Genomic DNA, 24,301 nt, shown 5'->3' on the forward strand with positions numbered 1-24,301 from the left:
TTAGCAAGGCTAAGCCTAAGACCACGTATTTTTGCGCCCGTGAAAATGAATCAATCTCATCCCGTGTCTCTACCTGTGTTGCTTTTGAAAGCCTTCAGCACCTTGTTTGGTTTGTCTTATCGCCTTGGCGTATGGCTCTGTGGTGTATTATGCCTGCTTTCTGTGTCGTTATATGCCCAAGACGATAGCCTGAAGCAAGTCAAAGACCCTAAGTGGTTGGAGCGCGACAGCCTCTCTACCGACAGCCTACAGAAGGTAACCATCAATACGGCAGCACGGCGTGCTGCGGATACAACACGCCCCGCACGCGAGGAGAGCGACATCGAAACAACAATAGACTATACGGCCAAAGATTCTATCATCACCAATATGTTTGATGAGGTGGTCTATCTCTATGGCAATGCTGTAGTGGTGTATGGCGATATGAAGATAGAGGCCAATGTGATCGAAATAGACTGGCGCAACGATTTGGTCAAAGCGCGGGGAACGCCCGATTCTACAGGCAAGATGAGAGGCACGCCCGTCTTCACCCAGCAGGGCGATGTGTTTGAGTCGCAGGAGATGACCTATAACTTCAAAACCAAAAAAGGACTTATCAACGGGGTCGTTACCCAACAAGGGGAGGGCTATATCTATGGAGCTAAGGTGAAGAAAAGCCCCGAAAACGAGATGTACCTTTCCAGTGCTACCTATACGACCTGCAATCTCAGTACACCTCACTTTCACATCCAATCGCGCAAAATCAAGATGGTTCCCGACAAGGCCGTCATAGCAGGACCTTTCAACCTCTTTATCAACCAAAAGCCTACACCTTTGGGCTTTTTATTTGGGATATTTCCCTTCTCCGAAACCCGCCGCTCGGGCATTATTGTGCCGGTGTATGGCGAAGATGCCGCACGGGGCTTCTTCTTGCGCCAAGGGGGGTACTATTGGTCTGTCAATGACAACATCGCGGCTGAGTTTTTGGGCGAACTGTACACCAACGGTAGTTGGGGGGTAGACTTTGGCACGACTTACCGCAAGCGTTATTACTATGACGGCGGAGCGCGTGTACGCTACAACAAACGCCTACAACAAGAGACAGACCTCTCTCAAACCGAAATCCAAGACTTTTGGGTAGAATGGCGACACTCGCCCACACCACGTGGCAATGGGGCTTTCAATGCCAATGTCAACTTTGGTACGACTTCGTTCAATGCCAATAACTCCTTCAATCCAATGGACTATGTGTCAAACAACTTCCAGTCCAGTGTGTCGTATCGTTATGCTTTTGGAAGTGTGGCCAATTTGAGCTTGGCTGCCCGTACGAGCCAAAACACCCAGTCGGGGGAGACCAACGTGATTTTGCCCAACTTTAACTTTGCGGTCAATCGTTTTTTCCCTTTCAAACCACGAGGCGCCTCCCCCAAAGGTTGGTTGCAAAACATCAACCTGAGCTATGGGGTAGATGGGGTGTACCAAGTCAACAACACCTTTACGTCGCCGTATCCTTTTACGGTAGCCAACCCGCGTACACAGGCCGATGGTACTCCCTTCGACCCTAACCAACGTCCTGATTTTTTTGAAAACTTTGACCTCGTGCGGCAAAACGCCCAAGTAGGTGCGGTACACAACATCCCTATCTCTACGACCATCAAGTTTTTCAAATACCTACAGCTCAACCCCTCTTTCAACTACCAAGAATACTGGTATCCGTACCGCCTCGACTATACCTGGGTGTCTGAGCAAAACGCCGTCCGTGTGGACACCATCAATCAGTTTTCGCGCGCTTTTAACTATAACCTCAACGCCAACTTTACGACCCGTTTGTATGGAACCGTGCTCTTCCGCGACAAAAAGCGGCTGGAAGGCATCCGCCACACCCTAGTACCTACCATCGGCTTGTCGTATAGCCCTGATTTGTCGTCGCCTTCATTCGATTTTTATCAAAATGTACAAGTCGACAGTACAGGGCGCGTAGAAAATCTCTCACGTTATTTGGGCTTTATCAGGGGCTTTCCGGGAGGCTCAGAGGCGGCCAATATCAACTACTCGCTCAACAATATTTTTGAGATGAAAATACGCCCCAAAGGCGACAGCGCGGCCAAGGCTGAGAAAGTCCCACTTTTGGAAAATATTTCTATCTCTGGGGCTTATAACATACTGGCGGACTCCCTGAACTTCAGCAATATCAATATAGCAGCCCGTACGCGCCTGATTGGACTGCTGGATGTCAATGTCAATGCCAATGTAGACCCCTATATGTCGATAGGGGCTTCCAATACTGATGGTACGCTGCGCCCGGTACGTGTCAATCGATTGGCATTGTTGGAAAACGCCGGCCTAGGGTATATCAACAACGTCAGTATGGGGGTGAATACCAACCTCACTCCGACGGCTTTTAAGAAAAAAGAACAAGAAAAGCGCCAACAGCTACAAGAGGAGGCGCTCTCTGACCCACGTATGCGGCAAGTACTGGACGACCCTACGGCCTATGTCGACTTTGATATTCCTTGGACGCTCAACGTGTCGTTTACCTATAGTCTCAACCGCCTACCCTTCCAAGAAAAACAAGAAGTGATGACCTTCAACTTTGGCGGCAATCTGAGTCTGACTCCTACTTGGAAACTGGCCTTTAGCTCGGGCTATGATTTTGTACAGAAAGATTTGGCCTTCACGACCATCGACATCATCAAAGACCTGCATTGTTGGGAGATGCGCTTCAACTGGATACCGTTTGGCGTACGACAGTCTTACAATTTTGACATCTACATAAAAGCCTCTATCTTGCAAGACCTCAAGATTAGCCGCCGCCGCAGCTGGTACGATCGCCCGATTGGGCGCTAAGCCCGCAAGGCGATTCACTACTAAGCCCTTTTCGACACCTTATGCGCCCTTCATTGCCCACGATACTCACCAAACTCACCACAAGCCAACGCTGGATAGGCGGTGTAACGCTAATGTTGTTGTTGTTCGGAATGGTATGGTGGCTGTGGCTGCGCCCTAAGGCCTTGCGCGAAGTCTGGGACTTCATCCCTTCGGAGCCGGTGTGTGTGTTGGAGGTAAAGCCCTTTACCGAAGCCTACGACCAAGTACAACGGCAGCCTTTTTGGAAAGTCTTCCAGCAGATAGCGCCATTTCAAGAAATCGTATCGCAGGTCAATTATCTGCATCAGATGATTCAACAGGAAGAGGAGCTACACCACTTTTTTGCGGAGCAGCCCGTGTTTGCCTCTATCCACCTAGTCTCTAAAGAAGAGTTGGCAGCGCTGCTGATTAGCCCACTCAAAAACCCCAAACAACTAGAGAAGTTTATTTTCCCTTTCCGGATCAACCCAGAGTATAGCCTGACAGAGCGGTACTTTGAGCAGTTTACCATCCAAGAGATTCGCCACCAGCCAAGCAAGCAGGTTTTTTCATACATTATGTATGATGGGTACTTTATTGGGTCTTATGCCCCCTTGTTGATGGAAGATGTGCTGCGCAACTTGAGCCAAGGCAAACGCCAATACCGCTTCACCCGCAATGCAGACGTAGCCCAACAACTCCCTGCGCTCAAATCGGGCTATGTACACCTCTATCTCAATCCGCGTAAGCTGCCTGCGCTCTTGGGGCTGCATAGCAGGGGCGCGTTAGAGCCTTTTTTTAAGCCCTTGGCACAGTATGCCGAAGCGTCGTTGTTTAATTTCCAGGCCGAGCGCTATGCTTTCCAGCTTCAGGGGCGTAGCTTTTCGACCCAAGACAATGCCGAGTTTTTGCGCCTGCTCGACGGGCAAAGCCCGCAGCCCTTTCTGATGCGGGAAGTAGTTCCCAATCAGACTGCTGTCCTGTATCATTTTTCTTTTGAAGACAATGCCCTCTTTTTCCGGCAGCTTGTGCGCTATTGGCAACAACAAGACCCGGACTTTGGCTCCGCACAAGCCAAAACACAGGCCAGCTATCGGATGGATTTTTCGGCTTTTTATGAGTTGATAGCCAAGGAGTTGGGGATGGCAATCTTGCAGCCTTCCGGCCAAGCGGCTAAGACCAATGTGGCGATTTTGAGGGTAACCAAGGAGGCCAAAATGAAGGAATTGTTGGAGCGCTGGGCCAAAGAAGTGGCGCGAAATCAAGGTGCTTCGCTCGAAACAGCAACCTATCAAGGGCAAACCATCACCCGCCTAGATGTGCCCAATTTCCCGGCAATCCTCTTAGGCAACTTATTTGCAGACTTCCCTACGGTTTATTATACTATCTTCAAGGGCTATCTGTTGATGGCCGATAGTGAGCCCGGTATCCGACGCGCCATCACCGCTATCCAAGAACGGGATGTATGGCGCTACTCGGCGCGGCGCGATTTGTTCAAAGACCGAAATGCGACCTTCCGGTTTTTTGTGCAGACTTCCAAAATCTGGGAAATTATCTACCGGCAAGCCTCCCCTGCTTTTCAGGCCTTGATGACCCAATATGCCGGAGAGCTGCGCTTTATCGACTATCTCAGCCTCCAAACAGGGCGGGCTGGCGCGCACTACGATACCAAGGTTACGGTGCAGTTTCAGCAAAAAGCCCCCTCACGAGAGAGTAATAAATATTACAAAACACTTGCTAATCAGTATTTTACACGACCACTGCGCACAGCACCTTTCACACCGGAGCCTTATCCACAAAATATCCATAAGGTCTTGGTTCAGGATATGGGCAATGACCTCTACCTGCTCTCCGAAAAAGGAAACATCGTTTGGAAAAAAAACCTCGGTGGCGCCTTGGTTACCCCTTTGCAATCACTGGACTTGCTCAACAACAACCAACAGCAACTCTTCTACCTAACCCGCGATCGCATAGGGGCGCTAGACCTTCAGGGCAATGCCATTCCGGGCTTTCCTGTTTTCCCCCCTCAAAAAAGCAAACTCGAAACCTTGGCGGTATTCAAAGTACAGCCTAGCAACACTTGGCATTGGCTGGTCAGCAACGCAGAGGGTGCGCTGTATCTCTACAACGAAAATCGCCAACTACAAAAGGGCTGGAATCCCAAAACCCTCGATAGCCCGCTGGGGCCGGCAGCACGCTATGTTTACATCGATGATCAGAGCTACCTGCTAACTATACAAGAAAACGGGCGTGTCAGTATTTTTGACCTTCAGGGGCAGTACCTTCAGGGTTTTCCGCTCAAGCTCAGCGGCACAATCAGCAGCCCGCCCTGGGTACAGATAGGGGCAAATCTGGAGCAAAGCAACCTGACTTGCCTTACAGAAGGGGGGCAACTCATTACCATCAACTTCAAAGGAGAAGTACAACAAATCCGTAAACTCATACGCCTTTCGGACAATAGTTTCTTCAGCCTTATCCCTAATCAAGGGATGACAGACTTTGTTGTTGGTGCACAGGATGCCGCGCACCTGCGTCTCTACAACCCCTCAGGGGACTTGCTCTTTGAGCGTGATTTTGAAAAAGATGGCACCATGGACATACAGTTTTTCAGCTTTGATGATGGCCTCAGTTTCTTTGCCATCACCAACCGCGCCGAGGAACGCACCTACTTTCTGATGCCCGATGGCAGCCCCGCAGCGCCCCCGGTAGAGAGCACCCTGCCTATCGCCATTAGCTTCACACCGATAGACAACCACATGGTCATCCATAGGGTTTACAAAACCGATGTGGGCAGTTTGCAGCTCAATTAATCCCTTCTTCACGCCACTGGATATTTTTCAAATCTCATCTCGTTATACTCAACCAAAATTGGTTTGGAAAATGTGTATGCTGAGAATCCTTGAGAATCAAGAAAATCAAATCTTGTGAATCTTGGAATAAAACGGTGGGCTAAGTCTTATCCTACCCCCAACATGAGGCCTCAGCTTGTCTCGGAGCTGGAGCTCCGAGCTGTCTTTCCAAAAATGTCCGGTGATGTGTACCTTCTTTATTGCCGTTTATAGCTGATATCCAAGATAAGCTGCGCGATGTGTTCGGCTACTTCTTCGTCAGTATATGTTTGACTACGCGCCGAGACCTTGTCAGCTGGTGGTAAGCGATGCTCCCCACCATCCCCACACTGCCACCATTCGGGGCGGTGCTCCTTGCAAAAAAGGTCTACGGAGATTTTATGCGTATCGCTATTCTTGCGGGGGTGATACGTGAGCCGTACTTTCACAGAGCTGCTGATAGGGCGGTTGTTGGCTCCCGAAGTTTCGAGCATATAAAACTTGTGAATTTGCGGCTGTAGGGTGTCTACATCATCCCAAGTGATGTTTTTGAAGCGGGAGGTAGGCGTGATTTGCCCTTCGCGGCTCAGGACATAGTTTTGGGTAGTCAGGATACGGGTTACCTCTTTGAGAATTTTTCTGGATACTCCGTTGCTCTCCTTGTCTACAAATTCGAGATAAAAACTAATTTCTTTGACTTGCTTCTGATATCCATTAGCAAAATTGGATTGGCAGGCGGCCAGCGAGGCCAACAATACAAGGCCAATCATCCATCTGGTGAATTGTACCATGGCTTTTTCACTTTATTATGAAGGGTTTGTGAGAGAAACTAAAGGCTTATGCGACAACAGCCTTGACAAACAATAACAAAAACACCTGTATTATGATTGAAGCGACACACGGCATCTTCTTGTGTATCTTGAGGCTAATATTATGAAATTCAGGGCAAAAACACAATGCATAAGGAACTTAATTTTTGAATAGTTGAAGAAAGCCACTGTTTCAAAACCTATTGCCACCAAATTTTGTTTGCCTTATCATAAGCGAGCGCTTGCGTGCCAATTGGACTTGCGCTCAGATATTTTTAATTTTGCGTTTCAAAATCATTTTTCGTTTTCCAATCAGACTCAAATATGCTAAAAATAGAAAACCTGCACGCCGAGATTGAGGGTAAGGCCATCCTCAAAGGAATTAACCTCACTGTCAACCCGGGAGAAGTACACGCCATCATGGGCCCCAATGGCTCTGGGAAAAGCACCTTGGCTTCTGTATTGGCTGGGCGCGAAGAGTATGAAGTAACTCAGGGCAGTGTCAGCTACCTAGGAAAAGACTTGCTGGAGCTAGCGCCAGAAGAGCGCGCCGCCGAAGGCGTATTTTTGGCTTTTCAGTATCCGGTTGAAATCCCCGGAGTAACGACAGTCAACTTCCTCAAAACTGCGGTCAACCAAATTCGTAAGTATAAAGGCGAAGACCCTATCGACGCAGTCAACTTCCTCAAGAAGATGAAAGAAAAAATGGCCTTGGTCGAAATAGGTCAAGAGCTGCTCAGCCGCTCCCTGAATGAAGGCTTTTCGGGCGGAGAGAAAAAGCGTAATGAGATTTTTCAAATGGCCATGTTGGAGCCTACTCTTGCCATCTTGGATGAGACGGATTCAGGCCTCGATATTGATGCGCTGCGCATTGTGGCCGAAGGGGTCAACAAACTCAAAACACCGCAAAACGCTACCATCGTCGTAACACACTACCAACGCTTGCTCGACTATATCGTGCCCGATTTTGTACACGTGCTCTACCAAGGTCGCATTGTCAAGTCAGGTACTAAAGAGTTGGCACTAGAGCTGGAGGAGAAAGGCTACGACTGGATTAAGGAAGAAGTGGCCAATGCCTAAGCCTTATTAGCCCCAAACTGCGATGCACAAAGACCTCCGCAAAGTCAACGAAGCCATGTTGCGCAAAGCCGCCAATGCCCAGCCTATTCTGCTACCGGAGTGGGAGACGATTTTGGCCAAGCACCATGCTTTTTTGCGTACCCAAGGCGGAGGGTCTTGGCAAACGCTACGTGCCAACCTGTTTCGGATTGTTGGAATCTACACCGCTCCCAACACGCCGATTCACAGCACCTACGGAGCTCAGGCAGATGTATCGCAGCGCAGCCTTGCGCGGCTCTCGCTACAGTGGGTCAATTTTGCCTATGCCAATGCCGCCGGTATCTATGCCGAAGAGCAAAACTGGTACAAGGCCAGCCTACGCGGAACGCTGATGATTGACTCCTTGCTCAATTATGCTTCTTTTGAAGAGGCAAATTTGAAAAATGCTGATTTTTCACGCAGCAAAATGATGGGGTGTAATTTCAGCGGAGCTGATTTAGAAGATACCGACTTCGAAAACTGCGATTTGCGCGGGGCTAATTTTAGTGGGGCACGCATCGTTCGTGATAAAACTTCATTCAAAAACGCGATTTTGGATTTCCCCGAAGAGGATTTGTATCCTCCCACTCCTCGCCCTGATTAGTGCGTGGCTGGGGAAAGCCCAAAACCCTCAGTCTTCTCAAAACTATGATACAACAGAAAAACGATATAGCTGCCGCTTGGTTGAGCCAAATGCAGGGCTTTGTCCCCCCCAATACGCTGGGGCAAGCCCGCCGCCAAGAGGCGCAGCAACTGCTGCAAACCCTCGAAATACCCACACCCAAGCACGAAGAGTGGAAATACACCCCCCTCAATGCGCTCGGCAAGGTAGCGTTTCAATACACTATGCACCCCTCACCCAATGTATTGCCGCAGGCTACTGCCCTAGCACCCTTGCAGATTGCAGGGTTGGAGGCACATACACTGGTATTTGTCGATGGCTTTTTTCGGCCACAGCTCTCGGCGATTCAGGCGCTGCCCAAGGGGGTTGTGCTCACTGCCCTGAGCCAAGCCCAAGAGGCGCAGCAAGCTGCTTTTGCCACCGTTTGGGGGCAATTGGCGAATCCTGCACAAGATTGGTTTGCGGCTTTTAACTTGGCCTACGCTACCGACGGCTTGCTATTGCACCTCCCTGCCGGTAAAATCATCGAGCAGCCCATTCGCCTGCTACATCTCCAAACAACAACAGAACAGGCTAGCGCCGTACAGTTGCGCCACGTAATCATTGCTGAAGAAAACAGCCAATGTACTATCGTAGAGCAATACCACAGCCTTGGCAAACACGACACCTTCGTAGGCGTGGTGGCAGAGTTTGATGTAAAATCGCAGGCTGTTGTGCATCATCTCAAGCTTCAAAACGACCAAGCCCACAGCCATCAGGTAAGTACGACACAGGCGCGCCAAGCGGCCAACAGCCAATTTACCAATACGACGCTCACCCTCGACGGTGGTTTGGTGCGCAACCAACTCAATCTCACCCTCGAAGGTGCGCACTGTGAAGGCAATATGTTTGGCCTGTATATGCTCAAAGGACAGACCTTGGCCGATAACCACACCACTGTAGATCACCAACAGCCCAATACGCTGAGCAATGAGTTTTATAAAGGAGTGCTCGACGAACGCTCCAAAGGCGTATTTAACGGGAAGATTTTTGTGCGCCAAGCCGCTCAAAAAACCAATGCTTATCAGCAAAATCGTAATATCTTGCTTTCGGACAATGCGACCATCAATACCAAGCCCCAACTCGAAATATGGGCTGATGACGTAAAATGTTCTCACGGAGCCACTACCGGCAGCCTCGACGAAGATGCCCTCTTTTATATGCGGGCACGTGGGGTAGACAAGGCTGCGGCCAAAGCTTTACTGACTTTTGCTTTTGCCAATGAGGTCATCCAAAAAATCAATCAAAAAGCCATCCGCCAGTATTTGGCCGCCCTCGTGGCCGAAAGATTAGGCTTGGTAGCCGAAGATTTGTAGGCAATGATGGCCATACCATAAGTCCAAACCCTGTCAGCGGTGCAATTGCTGGCAGGGTTTTGTGTGTGTAGAGAAGCACTAGACTTGGCGATATTTTCAAAAACTTCAGAAACTTTGATTTGCAGCCCTGCGTTTCCAATACATAGTGTTTAGGCGATATATAGGGTATTATCGCACAATCGACCATCAAAACGCAAACAACAATGGCAGCATCACTGATAGAAGCTAAGGACAAATTTATTGATACTTGGGGAACATTGGGTAGCAACTGGGGTATCAACCGGACAATGGCGCAGATACATGCGCTTTTGTTGGTGTCAGCAGTTCCCCTAACCACAGAAGATGTAATGGAGCATCTGGGAATTTCGAGAGGCAATGCCAATATGAACCTCCGAGAGCTACTCGCTTGGGGTTTAATCCACAAAACCCTTGTGCAGGGGGAGCGTAAGGAATATTTTGTAGCTGAAAAAGATATGTGGGAAGTATCTCGCTGTATTTTGAGAGAGCGCAAGAAGCGAGAATTTGACCAAGCCCACAAAGTTATTGTTCAGCTTGCACAGTTCAAACCTACCAATCAAGAGCCTGAGAGCGAAGCCTTCAAAAACACCATGAGTGAGATGCTACAAATGGCCGAACTCGTAGAGCGAGTGCTCAGCAAATTGGCCATAGTAGAACGCTCTTGGATATTCAAAAAATTACTCAAGTTGTTTGTTTGACAGTCTTTCAGGCTGTTTGGCGATGGTAATTCACCAAGCCTTCAATAGGGCTCTGCAACACCTTGCTGAGTTTGATTCCCCTAGACTTACAAAGCTGCCCCAACAGCACCTGATGGTGTAGCGCTACCGAGCCGCTCAGCCCGAGGGGGTGCTGGGTATAGTCGGGTAGGGCGCAGATATATTTATCCAAAAACAGCCCAAAGCCCTGCCGCAAAAGGCCGGAGCAGTAGGGCTCACTGTCGTGAATTTGTAAGAAGGGAGCAAACCCTGCTAGGTAGCGGTTGGGAAAAGGTTTTTGATATACATTTTCGAGCAGGGTTTCGAGATTGATGTGATAGCGCTGCTGAAAATCGCGCTGCATAGGCCCTGGCATTTGCCCGTGCATATAATCGATAACGAGTTGTTTGCCAAAGAAGCCAGCACTCCCCTCATCGCCTAGCCAAAAGCCCAAGTTTGGCAAAGCAGCGTTGAGCTTGTTAGGAGCTTGGTAGAGCGCAGCATTAGACCCCGTACCCAAGATGCCCACCATCCCTGTTTGCGTGCCAAATAAGGCGCGTGCTGTACCCAGCAGGTCGTGATTTACTTCGCACGCCGAAGTTACGGGAAAAGCCCGAGACAGTGCAGCGGCTACCCGGGTCTGGTTGGCTTCACTAGAGCAGCCCGTACCATAGAAATACAGTTGTTCTATTGGCGCTATGCTCTCCAAAAGAGGCAGTAGCTGGGTGTTGAGCGTGTGGTAAATCTCATCCTCCGTCTGATAGTGGGGGCTGATGCCGTCGGTATGGAATAGCTGTGTGTTGCCGTTGGCCAGCACCAGACACCAGTCTGTTTTGGTGGCTCCGCTATCGGCGATAAGGGAATTAGACATAGTACTGAATCGGGTTGGTCGATAGCTGGGTTCGTACCACCGGCAAGCCGACGAACGCTGCTTGGAGCTTGTGTTGTAAGAGATCTGCTGTAAACTGTTCGCTTTCATAATGGCCTATATCGGCGATTAGGATGCGTTGGTCGGCATCAAAAAACTCGTGGTACTTGAAGTCTGCACTGACAAACACATCTGCGCCTTGTCGGATGGCTTGTGGAAGCAAAAAGCTCCCCGTACCGCCACACAGGGCAATGGTTTGAACAGTTTCTTGGAATAAGGCCGTATGGCGGATACAGCGGGCTTGCATCTTATTTTTGAGCAAGGCCAGAAAGTCGGCAATAGGCATAGGTTGGGGCAATTGGCCGATAGCACCGCTGCCAATCTCCTGGTTGTCGTTTTCGAGTTGGTGTAGATAATAGGCTACTTCTTCGTAGGGGTGTGCTTGGCGTAGCGCCTGCATCACAGCGCCTTTGAGGTGTGTGGGGAAGATGACTTCGAGCCTATCTTCTGCCACCTCTTCTAGTTGGCCTGCTTGGCCTATAAAGGGCTTGGCGTTGTCGTCGGGTTGGAAAGCGCCGATGCCACTCGTGCGGAAGCTACAGTTTTTGTAAGCGCCTATCTGCCCTGCTCCGGCTTGGCCTAGGGCTTGGAGTACGGCCTGTGTATGGCTGGTGGGGCAAAAAGTTGTCAGCTTGAGCAAGGTATTGGGGCGTGGGGCCAAGATGCGCACTTGTTGGAGCCCCAGCTGGGACGCAATATGGGTATTGACTCCGCCCTGAATATTGTCGAGATTGGTATGGATGGCAAAAATGGCGATATCCTCGCGGATGGCTTTGAGGATAGTACGCTCTACATAGTTTTTGCCATTGAGTTGTTTTAGTCCCTTGAACACAATCGGGTGATGCGCTACTACGAGGTTACAGCCATGGGCTTTTGCCTCTTCGAGGGTAGCCTCTGTAGCGTCGAGGGCAGTCAATACCCCCTTAACAGCAGTACCAGGCTGGCCTACTATCAGTCCGGCATTGTCATAAGATTCTTGGTACTGGGGCGAAGCCCAAGCAGAAAGCATTTGAACGATGGCACGAATAGTAGTACTCATTGGCAGGGGTTAGTTGGCTTCTTGTTGTAGTTTTTTGAGGCGCTCCTGCGCATCCTGAAGTTTTTCTTTTTTGGCTTGGAGCGTATCAGGCAGGGTTGGCGGGTCAAGGTCTTTGAGCACAAAACTGTCGATGCGCCGATTGACTGTTTCGGCATCTATATTTTTGCTGATTTCGCGGCTGAACTTTTGTCCGGGTTTTACTTGGTCAAATATTTCGGTGTGTTCGGCCACGGCCTTGTTATTGGCATCGAAGAACTGTACAATCACTTTTACTTCTTCAAAGGCGACATCTTCCCGGGTATTGACAAGGCTGAGCCTGACCTTGAAGCCTTCGAGGCTGTTGCTCAATATCTGCAAATCACTAACAAGAGCGCGCTCCAGTCGTTTGGTACGGCGCTCATTGAAAGTTTGAATTTGATTTTCTGTTTCTGTGATGAAGGTTTGGAGGCTATCAAGTTGCGCCTTGCGTTTTTCGGCAGCCTTAGCCTCTTTATCATCCTCTTCCTTATCTGGACTATTGTCCTCTATGTTGGCCGGTGTGTCATCGGTGGAGGGCAGAAAGATGTCATCAATACCGTCAGTATTGTTGAGACGAGCTTCGCGTTTGTCTGTGGCCCAAGGGTTTCACCACAGCCCCAACAACGCCACCACAGTAATAAAGGCCACTGCGAGGATAGACATCACATAGCGGGTGCGGAAGCTATACGACATCTTTTTGGTGATAATCTTGACCGGTGGGGCTGGTTTATCAGCAATGGCCTTGGTGGTATTGTATCGGATGGGGCGCTGTACGGCTTCCATCATCGACAGGGCGTTGATGTAGCGGTCAGCAGGGTTTTTGGCCGTGGCCTTGTCGATAATTTCCTGAAGATAGACCGATACATTGGGATTTTTCTCTACTACAGGAGGGAGGGGCTCCTCTTGAATGCGCCTGGCTATTTCTTCAGCACTCAGCTTGCTGGTATCATAGGGGGGGGTGCCGGTCAGCAGCTCATACAACAAAACACCTAGGGTATAAATATCGCTGCGATGGTCTACGGCAGCGTCTTGAAACTGCTCAGGGCTGTAATAAATAACCGAACTTTTGGCGCGAGTGCTGCTATCTTGCTTGTCAGCAGAGGCATTGAGCAGATGCGCAATACCGAAATCAAGTACCTTGGCGGTATGGTCTTGACATACCACTATATTGGACGGCTTGAGGTCTTGGTGAATAATCTTCTTGCTGTGTGCGTAGGCCACTCCTCCCACAACTTGGATAAAGATAGGAAGCACTTGCTTCTCATTGATAGGTTGTAGCTGTTCCTTTAGTAGTTGGTTTAGGGGTTTGCCTTCTACATATTCTGCAATGATACACAGCCCGTGGCTATCTTCAGCATAATCATAGAGCGTGGCAATATTGAAGTGTTGCAGTTTGGAGACAGCTGCGGCCTCTTCCTGAAACTGCTTGCGCACTTCATAGTCTTCGAGAATATTGGAGGGATATACTTTGATAGTTACTTGGCGGTCAAGCGTGATATGCTTGGCCAAGTATACTTGTCCGGTTCCGCCGCTACCGAGGCTCCGCTGAATGGTGTAGTTGAGTATTCTTTCGCCTATCATTGGTTATCAAAAGTTTTGCATCTAGGAAAGAGCGCGCTGGTTTTTGAGCAGCACAGTGTGTTAGAGAGGAATGATGATGACCTTACCTTCGGTGATGTCTTGGGCTTCATCCACAATTTGATTTGTACGAATCAATACCGAACGGTTGACATTGAATCGCTGTGCGATGGCCGCCAGTGTTTCGCCCTTGCGCACGGTATACTTGGTTTTGATATAAACTCGGATGCCCATTTTGGGTTCAAGTTTTTTGTCGGCAGGCATTTGGGCCATATCATTGAGAGAGCGCAGCGAGTCTACGGGCAAGGCATATCGTTGGGCAATGCTGTTGAGGGTTTCGCCAGCCCTCACCTTGTGCATATACATTTCGATGAGCTGCTTTTTACTTTCCATCAGTTTGGCTACTTGCAAACTTTCGGCTTTTTGCTGCATTTGGCGCGCCAAGCGGATAGAATCACGCGTGCGTTTGATGCTGAGCGTATCATTGAGGTTATAGGCTATTTTGGGTGTTCGTCGGCTGGGGGTATTGTAGGTCATCCAGAAAACAAGACTCAGTACCGAAAGGCCAATCAGTACATACAAGGGCAGGTTGACGAAGCGTGTATTTGCAGGGTCTAGTGCTTGTGCCTGAGTATTTTTTTGTTTTTTCTGAGAGCTTGTCGTGTTGTGGCTGGCTGCCGCTTGGGTATGAGCCTCGGCGGGATTGCTGGTTAGTTTTTGCCTGAATGCATCAGCGCCCAGCCAGCGCTGCTGGCTGTCTTGAGCCAAGGCCTGCAACACTACTGCCTGCGCCTTATCACTAACGGCGGGGTAATGTGTTTGGAGGGGAGCTATATGACCTTCGGCAACAGCTTGACTGAGGGCAGGGGGAGCGAGTTGCAAATCGAAGGGAGGTTTGCCCGTCAATACTTCATAGGCAATAGCCCCGGCTGCGTATACATCTCCGGCAATAGATACTAGGCCTGTGGCAAGGCGCTCCGGTGCTTGGTAGGCAACAAGCGTATTGTCTGACTGGCTTAGCAGGTATTGCGCATAATAGAGGTTGAGCGCAAGGTCGCTGATTTTGAGCTGGCCTTCGTCTGTCATAAACACCTCCATACTACAAAGCGCTCCACCCACCAATTGGTGTTTGTGGGCATAGGCTAGCGCCATGAGCAACTGTTCTAATAGGGGCAGTGCCTTGGCTTCGGGAATGGGGCCGCTTGTTTGGCGGATGAATTTGTGAAGCGTTTGTGTGCCTACATATTCCAAAAACAAAAATATACCTGCCTCATTCTCTACATAGTCGTAAAAAGTCAGGATATTAGGATGTTGGATATGCGACAACAGCCGTATGCTTTCGTCAAACTGCCGGCGCTGCATCTCGCCCGAAAAAGCTCCGGGACGGATATGACGAATCATCACTTGCTTGGCATATTGGGTATGCGCAGCGCGGTAGGTGGTAAAAAATGGGGTCTCGGCGATGACAGCCTCAATACGATAATTGAGTAATTGCTCTCCAATCATGGTAGCGCTTTAGGGCTTTAGAATTTTCGACAAAATTAAGGATATTTTCTTTGCAAGCAATTCTGCCTTGCACAAAAGCAAGACTATTGCCCACAAACCAAACAAAAGATGATATATTTGCCTTGCATTGCTATGGCGACAAGCTTCGGCTTTTGTATCTGTGTATATAAGAGCCACATCAACATATCAAAAACAACAAACACAATCGTATGCAATATTTACCAAACCTTTTTTCTTTGAGGTTAGGAGCGCTTATTTTAGCCTGCTGGCTTGGCGCTTCTCCTGTGGCGCTTCTCCAAGCACAAAAAGCCGTAAGTTTAGAAGATATTTGGGCAAAGTATAGCTTTGTAGCAAAACGGATAGACGGGCTCAATTGGATGAAAGATGGGCGTTATTACACCGCTAAAGACGGCAACAAGGTCGTCAAATATGATGTAACTACCGGCCAACAAGTAGAGGTGATTTTTGGCAAAGACAATCACCCCAAGCTTGAGTTTCAGTCTTACAGTATCAATGGTACAGAAGACAAAATCGTGTTTGTGGCCGAAGAAGAGGCGATTTACCGTCGCTCTAGCAAGGGCAAAACCTATGTTTTTGACCTCAAAACCAACGAACTCAAGGCCATCCCCAGCGACGAAAAGCAATCCAACGCTACGCTCTCGCCCGATGGCAGCCGTGTCGCTTTTGTGCGCAACAACAACATCTATATCGTAACCCTCAACGACCTGCGCGAAACCGCCGTAACTACCGACGGCAAGGCCAACGAAATCATCAATGGAATGGCTGATTGGGTATATGAAGAGGAATTTTCGTTTACGCAAGCGCTCTTCTGGTCGCCCGATGGGCAGCGTCTGGCCTACTATCGTTTTGACGAGCGCCAAGTGCCTGAGTTCAATATGCAGATGTGGCCTGATGCGCTCTATCCACAAGACTACCGCTTCAAGTACCCCAAGGCAGGAGAGCCAAACGCCATCGTATCGATAAGGGTGTATGAGGTGGCCAATGCCAAAACCCAAACCATCGACCTCGGCAACGAGACCGACATCTACATCCCACGCATCAACTGGACCACCCAGCCTGATTTGCTCTCCATCCGCCGGATGAACCGCCTCCAAAACCAACTCGAACTCCTACACGCCAACCTCAACAATGGGCAAGTAAGTACTATTTTGACCGAAAAAGCGCCTACCTACGTAGACCTCGACTTTACCGACGACCTCACTTACCTAGCCGACGGCAAACAGTTCATTTGGTCGAGCGAGCGCAGTGGGTTCAAACACCTCTATCTCTATGATATGCAAGGCAAGCTCGTCCGCCCCCTGACCGAGGGCAACTGGGAGGTGCAGCAGTTTTTAGGAATTGACGAAAAGCGCAAAACGCTTTATTATACCTCCAATGAGCCTAGCGCTACAGAGCGCCACCTCTATGCTATCGGGCTGAATGGCAAGGGAAAAACCCGCCTCACCCAGCCTGCCGGTGTACACAGCATCGACTTCAGCCACGACTTCAAGTACTATGTCAATACCTACAGTGCGGCCAACCTACCAACACAAGTCGGCCTACATACGGCTCCAGACGGCAAGTTGGTCAAAGTTTTACAAGACAACCAAGACCTACAAGCCCGCCTCAAAGACTTCCGTGTGCAACCCAAAGAGTTTATGACTGTCAAAGCTGCTGACGGCACCGACCTCAACGCCTGGATAATCAAGCCTCATAACTTCGACGAAAACAAGCAATATCCTCTCCTGATGTTTGTATATGGCGGCCCGGGCAGCCAACAAGTAATGAACCAGTGGGATAGCTTCAACTACTTCTGGTATCAGGTATTGGCCGAAAAAGGCTATGTCATCGCCTGTGTGGATAACCGAGGCACTGGTGGCAAAGGTGAGCAATTCAAAAAAATAACCTATGGCCAACTAGGCAAACACGAAGTGGCCGACCAAATTACGGCAGCTAAATACTTCGGCAGCCAACCCTATATCGATGCCAACCGCATTGGTATTTGGGGATGGAGCTACGGTGGCTATATGTCTTCGTTATGTATTTTGCTTGGCAATGATGTGTTCAAGGCGGCTATCGCCGTGGCTCCTGTTACTACTTGGCGCTTTTATGACACCATCTACACCGAACGCTACCTAGGCCTGCCCCAACAAAACGCCAAAGGCTATGACGAATACTCGCCCCTGTTGCACGCCGACAAGCTCAAGGGGAATTACCTGCTCATCCACGGCACAGGCGACGACAACGTGCACTTCCAAAATGCCGTAGCACTACAAAACGCCCTTATCAAGGCCGGAAAGCAGTTTCAGTCTTTCTTCTACCCCGACCGCAACCACGGTATCTATGGCGGCAATACCCGCCTACATCTCTACCAGATGATGACTGACTTTATCGAAAAAAGCTTGTAATATTTAACTTATAGGCAGACTAGCCCAAGGCGGCCTCCAAGCAATATAAAAGCCTGGAGGTCGTTTTTTTTTCAAAACCTTGTCGCTTGTTTTACGTAAGTTTTGCAGAAATAACTCACCAACCAATACCCCAACTCATCCCCGTTTTCGACTCCATATCACCAATGAAACCATATCCCCTCTTTTTCTCGACTATATTCTATCTGGCGCATTGTTGCTTGGCTGTAGGGCTTGCAGCTCAAAACCTCCCTTGGGACATAGGCTTCAAAGGGGGCATCAGTTCGGTGTCGCTCTCCCGTTTGGCCGAAGGCGAAAGCCGCCTAGGGCAGATAGGCTATCAAGCTACACTCATGGCACGCAGCGAGCGTTTCCCTGTTCTGGGGCTGTATTTTCAGCCAGAGCTCAGCTTCAGCCAAAAAGGTGGCCGCTACCAAAACGAGCTTATCGAGCGCCAACTGAGCATCCAAACCATCGACATCGCCGTATTGATGGGCATAGCCCTTGCAGACAATGCCCTACACTTCCGCCTGGGGCCTAGCTTCCAACTCCTGACCGCCGCCCGCGAACGTATTGATGTCAAAACAGGCCTTCCCGGGCGCAACGCCCCCGCCGACGGCGCAGCACAGCGATTTCTGGCCCTACACATAGGCACTGGCGTAGAATATGGACGCTTTATGCTTGACCTGAGCTACGAGATTCCCGTAATTGATTTTTTTGACTATACCTCGGCTTATCGGCCTCGCGCCCTAAGGGTCAGTTTTGGATACCGCTTTGGACATTTGCTATTTCGCTGATAAACCAAACTTTATCCTAACAAACCCTGGCGCTTTGCCGAACATAAGCTAAGCAAAAATCGTTTTCCTCAAAAATAACTAACTTTTCAAAATCAATTAGGTTGGTTTGAGTTTACGCACATACAGCAGCCTACTGTCTATCAAAACCCTATGCGTACGATGCACCCATTCCTTATATATACGCCCGAAGACTATTCTCCCACTGATGAGACTATCTTACTGTATTATCATGGGGCTTTTGATGCAGCTTCTTTAGCGGCTATTGGAGAAGAGTTAAAACAAAAACTTCAAGACCAACCTCAAGTGAGTTGGAAGATTTTTGCTATCTTTATAGAGCTAGCCCAAAATATAATGCGGTATGCCGAAGAGTGTAACATTTGTACGCGCCAACACCTCGACGCAGTAGGCACTTGTATGCTCCGCCAACAAGGGGATACCTATCGGCTGACAATGGCCAATATCACTAACCGAGAGGGGTGTGAGTTTGTACAAACACGCTGTGCCGAAATCGCGCAAACCAGCCCGCAAGAGTGGCGAAAAATGAAGGGAAGGCTGCGCAAAGAAGCACTCGCCAAAGGATGGGACGGCGCTGGCATAGGCCTGATACAAACAGCCATCTGGGCCGAAAACCCTCTGGAGCTACAGGTCTATCACGTCAATGACAAAGTAGGGCTGATGAGCTTAGTCGCTAACATTAAAGCATAAACCATTATCTGGCACTATAATTTATGGAAAATTTGTACCTAGAAGGAACTAAAGGTGTGTTTTTTACACCTACTGTCGCTTTTGATGCCACTCATTGGATTTGTGAAATTAGTGGAGAATCATATATTGAAGATACCGAAGCGTTTTATGAGCCGCTTTATCAGTGGATTACTCAAATGATGGAGGCTGGCCCCAAAAGGGTGTTGTTTAATTTCAGACTGACCTATTTCAACACCAGTACCTCAAAAGCCATTCTGCAAATTCTGCAATTGCTCAAAGGGTTTCGAGAAAATGGCGGGAATATCGAAATCAATTGGTACTACCCCGAAGACAATTACGACCTACTAGTAGAAGGAGAGGATTTTGTGGATGACTTAGAGCTAAACATCAACCTGATTCCCTATCAACTGGAGTATTAAAAAAACACCGACACCGCGTGGCTCGCCCACATAAAATATAATTCAAACTATTCGCTAAGCCTGTTTTTGATTGGTCGTCTATGAGTACAAGCAAGGTTTATGTCAATCACCAAACACCCGGAATGCGGCTTTCGTCCGAAATGCACGCCGTCCTCGACGTGCAGGGATATATCCTTGCTATCAATCCGGTATTTGTACAATGTCTGCGTAGCACCGAGGAGCAGCTCGCCGGAACAGACTTTAAAGCATTGCTGACCCCCAGTGCTCAAGAGCTATTGACCCATACCATCCAACAGGCACTCCAACAGCCTGACCAACCTCTGCCCATTAAGCTCGATCTCCAACTGGCTGATAAACAGCAGCAATCACAAATAAAAGGCCGTCTATTGGCCAACAACGGCCAACTCTATTTGGTAGCCAACTTGGTCGTATTGCAAGATGCACCCTTGGCGCGTTTCCGACGGTTTTTTGATATGTCGCTCCTCGATATTGTCATTATCTTAGACCAAGAGCGGCGCATTATTTATGCCAACCAAGGTTTTTCGGATATGCTGGGCTACCTGTGGCGCGATACCAAAAATCAACCTTTCGACCAGTTTATCCATCCCGAAGACAGCCAAATTGTTATCCAAGCATTTGACGAGCTCAAGTTGGCCGAAGGCATTACCAAGCGCCTCATCAACCGGATTCTTTTGGCCGAAGGAGGCTGCAAGTGGATTGCTTGGAGCGCCTTGTTTGCCAAAGGCTATTACTATGTCATTGCCAATGATGTAACCGAAAATAAACAACAAGAGCTGCGCATTACCGAACTGCTCAGTGACACGATGTACCTCAACCAACAACTGGCACGCCAAAACGAAGAGCTCTCTATCTCACGCACACAGCTGACCGAAGCGATGAAGGAGCTGGAAGTCCGCAATTTTGAACTCGACCAATTTGTATATCGTGTCTCACACGACTTGCGCGCCCCACTGGCCTCTATTTTAGGGCTAATCAACTTGGCCAAGATAGATCCCAACAAAACCGCAAACTTCCCCCGATACCTCGAGATGATGAGTATCAGCATCGAGCGTTTGGAGCAGTTTATTACCTCATTGTTAGATTATTCTAAAGGTGGTCGCGCTGATAGCATCTCCGAAGAAATTCAGTTTCAGTTGATTATCCAAGAAGTACTCAATGACCTGAAATTTGCCAAATACCTCTACCGTCTCAAAATAGATACCTATATTGAACCCGAATTGAAATTTATCAATGAGCCGATGAGGGTAAGAATTATTTTTAGCAATATTATTTCTAACGCAGTGAAGTTTCAGAACTTACAGCGGCAAGAGAATTGGCTCAAAATTCGAATAGAATCTTCCAGCGAGGAGCCAGATGTGATCAGCATTAGCTTTCAGGACAACGGCATTGGCATCAGCCAAGAAGTGTTGAACAACATTTTTTCGATGTTTTATAGAGGCACCGAAATGTCGGACGGAGCAGGCCTAGGGCTGTATATTGTCAAACAGACAGTAGAGCGCCTCAATGGCAAGGTGGTGTTGAATAGTGTAGAAAATGAGGGAACAAATATACGTATATTGCTTCCTAATTTGAAAGCTTGATGTTCTTCTATCCTTTAGGGGGCTGAAGCCATGACAAGCTGCGTACTGAAAACCGAGCCGGCCAAGCCATCACACAGATGCTTTGTTTCTATTTGGAAGGGTACTTGTAAAGCGTGATAGCTATATTAATTTAGCAAAATTATGCCAACAAGTCTGACCCTATAGCGGGTCAAAAATGCTAAAATGCATAATTTTGAGGTATCGTCAACAAAGGCTGAAAAGAAGCTTTGTTACGAGTTTCCAAAAATCAAACTATTTCTTAGCTTTGTATACAAATTCCACTGAAACCCAACCTAGTGCTCACAATGGATAAATACTCATACATCAGCAATGCGCACGTAGATTATATCGACGAAATGTATCGCGCCTATAAAGCTGACCAACACTCGGTAGACGAAAGCTGGCAACGATTTTTTGAAGGCTTTGAGTTCTCGGCCAGCTACCCCAATGGGAGTAGTGCGGCTACAGCCGGAACAGCTACCGACGAAGACATCAAGAAAGAAGTCAAAGTACGCAACCTGATTTATGCTTACCGTGGGCGTGGGCACTTGCTCGCCAAGACCAACCCTGTACGCCAACGCAAAGACCGCCGCGCACGCCTGAACCTCGAAGATTTTGACTTGACCGAAGCCGATCTTGACACGGTGTTCCAATCAGGTATTGCCGTTACGGGGCAGCCAATGAAATTGCGTGACATTATCGCGGCGCTCGAAAAAATCTATACCCAAACCATTGGCTTTGAATTTATGTATATCCGTGAGCCGGAGGTACTCCAATGGTTTTTGCAAAAGGTAGAAAAAGAATCACTCGAATATCAACCTACTGCCGAAATTGAACACCGCATTTTGTCGAAACTTAATGAAGCTGTAGTGTTCGAAAACTTCCTCCAAACCAAATACTTAGGCCAAAAGCGTTTCTCGCTCGAAGGAGCCGAATCGACTATCCCGGGCTTGGATGCCATTATCAACCGCAGCGCCGAGCTAGGCACCAAAGAAGTGGTGATAGGGATGGCACACCGTGGCCGCCTGAATGTATTGGTAAACATTGTGGGCAAAACCTACGAGGCTGTCTTCAACGAGTTTGAAGGTACCCCCCCCGAAGAGGTGATGGGCGATGGCGATGTGAAGTACCATATGGGCTTCTCCAATACCATCACTACCGAAAGCGGTATTCCTATTACCCTACAGCTGGCTCCTAACCCCTCACACCTTGAAGCCGTAGACCCTGTAGTAGAAGGGTATGCGCGAGCCAAAATAGACGGGCTCTACCACGGAAACGTAGACAAAGTGCTGCCTATCCTCATCCACGGAGATGCTGCCGTAGCCGGCCAAGGCGTGGTGTATGAAGTAGTACAGATGGCCAAACTCGAAGGCTATCACGTGGGCGGAACCATCCACTTTGTCATCAACAACCAAGTAGGTTTTACAACCGACTTCGACGATGCACGCTCTAGCATCTACTGTACTGATGTCGCCAAGATTATCGACTCACCCGTCATTCACGTCAACGGAGATGATGTGGAGGCGGTAGTGTTTGCTTGTAAGCTGGCCGCAGAGTTCCGTGAGAAGTTCAACCGCGATATCTTCATCGATATGGTGTGCTACCGCCGCCACGGCCACAACGAAACCGACGAGCCTAAGTTTACCCAACCTAAGCTCTACAATGCCATCGCCAAGCACCAAAACCCACGCGAAATTTATAACGAAAAGCTCGCCGCCCGTGGCAAAGCAGATGCGGACTTGGCCAAGAAAATGGACGCAGAGTTCCGACAGATGCTACAAGACCGCCTCAATATGGTCAAGCAAAAGGCAGTGCCCTACAAGCTCCAGCCAATGGAAGAGGCTTGGGCTAAGCTGCGCACAGCCAGCCCTACTGATTTTGAAAAATCACCCGAAACCGGCATCTCTGCTGAGTTGATCGAAAAGGTAGGCAAGGCCTTGGCTAGAGTTCCGGAAGGCTTCAAGCCCCTGCGCCAAATTGAGCGCCTCTTGGCCGACCGCGAAGACCAGTTCTTTAAGTCAAAACAACTCAACTGGGCTTCTGCCGAGCTATTGGCCTATGGCTCTCTGCTAGCCGAAGGCAAGGTAGTCCGTATGAGTGGACAAGATGTGCGCCGAGGTACTTTCTCGCACCGCCACGCGGTATTACTCGATACCGAAACCAACGAACCGTATTTCTCGCTCGACTATATCGCCGAGGAACAAGAGCGTATGCGCATCTACAACTCTTTCTTATCGGAGTATGCCGTTTTGGGATTTGAGTTTGGCTACTCTATGGCCAACCCCGACGCACTTGTGATTTGGGAAGCGCAGTTTGGTGATTTTGCCAATGGCGCACAAGTGATGATAGACCAGTTCATTACCTCTACCGAAAGCAAGTGGGGACGTATGAACGCCCTAGTGATGCTCTTGCCACACGGCTACGAAGGCCAAGGCCCCGAGCACTCCAACGCCCGCCCTGAGCGCTTCTTGCAGCTATCGGCAGAGTACAATATCATCGTGGCCAATCTTACTACCCCGGCCAACCTCTTCCACGCCTTGCGTCGACAACTGACCTGGGAGTTCCGTAAGCCCTTGGTGATTATGTCGCCCAAGTCGCTCCTGCGTGAGCCATTGGTAAGCTCGCCCATCGCAGATTTCCAAGAGGGCCGTTTCCAAGAAGTCATCGGAGATGATTATGTAGATGCCAAGCAGGTCAAGAAAGTACTGCTCTGTACTGGCAAAGTATATTATGATTTGTACAAAAAACAACAAGCCGAAGAACGCAAAGATATAGCCATCATCCGTGTGGAGCAGCTACATCCTTTCCCTTCTAAGGCCGTACATTTCGAAATCAGCAAGTATAGCAAGGCCAAAATTGTGTGGGTACAAGAAGAACCCGAAAATATGGGCTACTGGACTTATGTGAATCGTGCCTATACCTATGATTCGCTCAGCGTGATTGCGCGCAAGGCCAGCGCCTCGCCAGCAACAGGCTACTCTAAAGTCCACGAAAAAGAGCAACAGGCTATTCTGGAAAAGGCCTTTGCTTAATATAAATATTTTTCAAAAGCCT

The 24,301-nt window shown here is 48.9% G+C and carries 18 protein-coding genes; 12 read left to right on the plus strand and 6 right to left on the minus strand.

Features of this window, described 5'->3' with window-relative positions; translation table 11 throughout:
• Positions 1-45: 45 nt before the first annotated feature.
• Together G499_RS0110870 and G499_RS0110875 are read left to right on the plus strand one after the other, a co-directional pair.
• Positions 46-2,826, plus strand: coding sequence for a putative LPS assembly protein LptD (locus G499_RS0110870; RefSeq protein ID WP_026999967.1), 2,781 nt, complete (start codon positions 46-48; stop codon positions 2,824-2,826).
• Positions 2,827-2,867: 41 nt separating this feature from the next.
• A complete protein-coding gene (locus G499_RS0110875) occupies positions 2,868-5,636 on the plus strand; it encodes a hypothetical protein (protein ID WP_026999968.1) in 2,769 nt (922 codons plus the stop codon).
• 236 nt (positions 5,637-5,872) lie between these two features.
• On the opposite strand, the gene G499_RS0110880 is transcribed toward G499_RS0110875, so the two are convergent.
• The gene (locus G499_RS0110880) at positions 5,873-6,445 is read right to left on the minus strand and encodes a hypothetical protein (protein WP_026999969.1); all 573 of its coding nucleotides are present in this window, start codon (positions 6,443-6,445) and stop codon (positions 5,873-5,875) included.
• A 342-nt stretch (positions 6,446-6,787) separates the two neighbouring features.
• On the opposite strand from G499_RS0110880, the gene sufC reads away from it, so the two are divergent.
• The 4 genes from sufC (at position 6,788) to G499_RS0110900 (ending at position 10,254) form a co-directional block, all read left to right on the plus strand.
• Positions 6,788-7,543 carry a Fe-S cluster assembly ATPase SufC gene (gene sufC, locus G499_RS0110885; RefSeq protein ID WP_026999970.1) on the plus strand — a complete coding sequence of 252 codons (756 nt, stop codon included), beginning with the start codon at positions 6,788-6,790 and terminating at the stop codon, positions 7,541-7,543.
• A gap of 22 nt (positions 7,544-7,565) precedes the next feature.
• The gene (locus tag G499_RS0110890; RefSeq protein ID WP_026999971.1) at positions 7,566-8,165 is read left to right on the plus strand and encodes a pentapeptide repeat-containing protein; all 600 of its coding nucleotides are present in this window, start codon (positions 7,566-7,568) and stop codon (positions 8,163-8,165) included.
• 44 nt (positions 8,166-8,209) lie between these two features.
• Complete coding sequence (sufD, locus tag G499_RS0110895; RefSeq protein ID WP_026999972.1) at positions 8,210-9,538, plus strand: Fe-S cluster assembly protein SufD; 1,329 nt, start codon at positions 8,210-8,212, stop codon at positions 9,536-9,538.
• Positions 9,539-9,741: 203 nt separating this feature from the next.
• Entirely contained in the window at positions 9,742-10,254 is a 513-nt protein-coding gene (locus G499_RS0110900) for a GbsR/MarR family transcriptional regulator (RefSeq protein WP_026999973.1), read from the plus strand.
• Between the two features lie 7 nt (positions 10,255-10,261).
• Here G499_RS0110900 and G499_RS0110905 read toward each other — a convergent pair whose 3' ends face one another.
• From G499_RS0110905 to G499_RS19645, 5 genes are all read right to left on the minus strand, one after another.
• Entirely contained in the window at positions 10,262-11,122 is an 861-nt protein-coding gene (locus tag G499_RS0110905) for a hypothetical protein (RefSeq protein WP_026999974.1), read from the minus strand.
• Positions 11,115-12,218 carry a Nif3-like dinuclear metal center hexameric protein gene (locus G499_RS0110910; RefSeq protein ID WP_026999975.1) on the minus strand — a complete coding sequence of 368 codons (1,104 nt, stop codon included), beginning with the start codon at positions 12,216-12,218 and terminating at the stop codon, positions 11,115-11,117. The genes G499_RS0110905 and G499_RS0110910 overlap by 8 nt, the downstream gene beginning before the upstream one ends.
• Positions 12,219-12,227: 9 nt before the next feature.
• On the minus strand, positions 12,228-12,566 hold the full coding sequence (locus G499_RS0110915; RefSeq protein ID WP_211231611.1) for a hypothetical protein: 339 nt from the start codon (positions 12,564-12,566) through the stop codon (positions 12,228-12,230).
• Between the two features lie 276 nt (positions 12,567-12,842).
• Positions 12,843-13,817, minus strand: a complete 975-nt coding sequence (locus G499_RS19640) for a serine/threonine protein kinase (RefSeq protein WP_051296172.1) — start codon at positions 13,815-13,817, stop codon at positions 12,843-12,845.
• Between the two features lie 60 nt (positions 13,818-13,877).
• The gene (locus G499_RS19645) at positions 13,878-15,320 is read right to left on the minus strand and encodes a protein kinase domain-containing protein (RefSeq protein WP_035727279.1); all 1,443 of its coding nucleotides are present in this window, start codon (positions 15,318-15,320) and stop codon (positions 13,878-13,880) included.
• 209 nt (positions 15,321-15,529) lie between these two features.
• On the opposite strand from G499_RS19645, the gene G499_RS0110935 reads away from it, so the two are divergent.
• The 6 genes from G499_RS0110935 to G499_RS0110960 all read left to right on the plus strand — a co-directional run bounded on the left by G499_RS0110935 (position 15,530) and on the right by G499_RS0110960 (position 24,279).
• Entirely contained in the window at positions 15,530-17,728 is a 2,199-nt protein-coding gene (locus tag G499_RS0110935) for a S9 family peptidase (protein WP_026999977.1), read from the plus strand.
• Positions 17,729-17,892: 164 nt separating this feature from the next.
• A complete protein-coding gene (locus G499_RS0110940) occupies positions 17,893-18,522 on the plus strand; it encodes an outer membrane beta-barrel protein (protein WP_026999978.1) in 630 nt (209 codons plus the stop codon).
• Positions 18,523-18,681: 159 nt separating this feature from the next.
• A complete protein-coding gene (locus tag G499_RS0110945) occupies positions 18,682-19,227 on the plus strand; it encodes a SiaB family protein kinase (RefSeq protein ID WP_026999979.1) in 546 nt (181 codons plus the stop codon).
• A 23-nt stretch (positions 19,228-19,250) separates the two neighbouring features.
• Positions 19,251-19,646 (plus strand): DUF1987 domain-containing protein, encoded by a 396-nt coding sequence (locus tag G499_RS0110950; protein ID WP_026999980.1) that lies wholly within the window; start codon positions 19,251-19,253, stop codon positions 19,644-19,646.
• Between the two features lie 80 nt (positions 19,647-19,726).
• Entirely contained in the window at positions 19,727-21,247 is a 1,521-nt protein-coding gene (locus G499_RS21185) for a PAS domain-containing sensor histidine kinase (protein ID WP_081413766.1), read from the plus strand.
• 305 nt (positions 21,248-21,552) lie between these two features.
• Positions 21,553-24,279, plus strand: coding sequence for a 2-oxoglutarate dehydrogenase E1 component (locus tag G499_RS0110960; protein ID WP_026999981.1), 2,727 nt, complete (start codon positions 21,553-21,555; stop codon positions 24,277-24,279).
• Positions 24,280-24,301 lie beyond the last annotated feature (22 nt).

This window comes from Eisenibacter elegans DSM 3317 (assembly GCF_000430505.1).
Classification (GTDB): domain Bacteria; phylum Bacteroidota; class Bacteroidia; order Cytophagales; family Microscillaceae; genus Eisenibacter; species Eisenibacter elegans.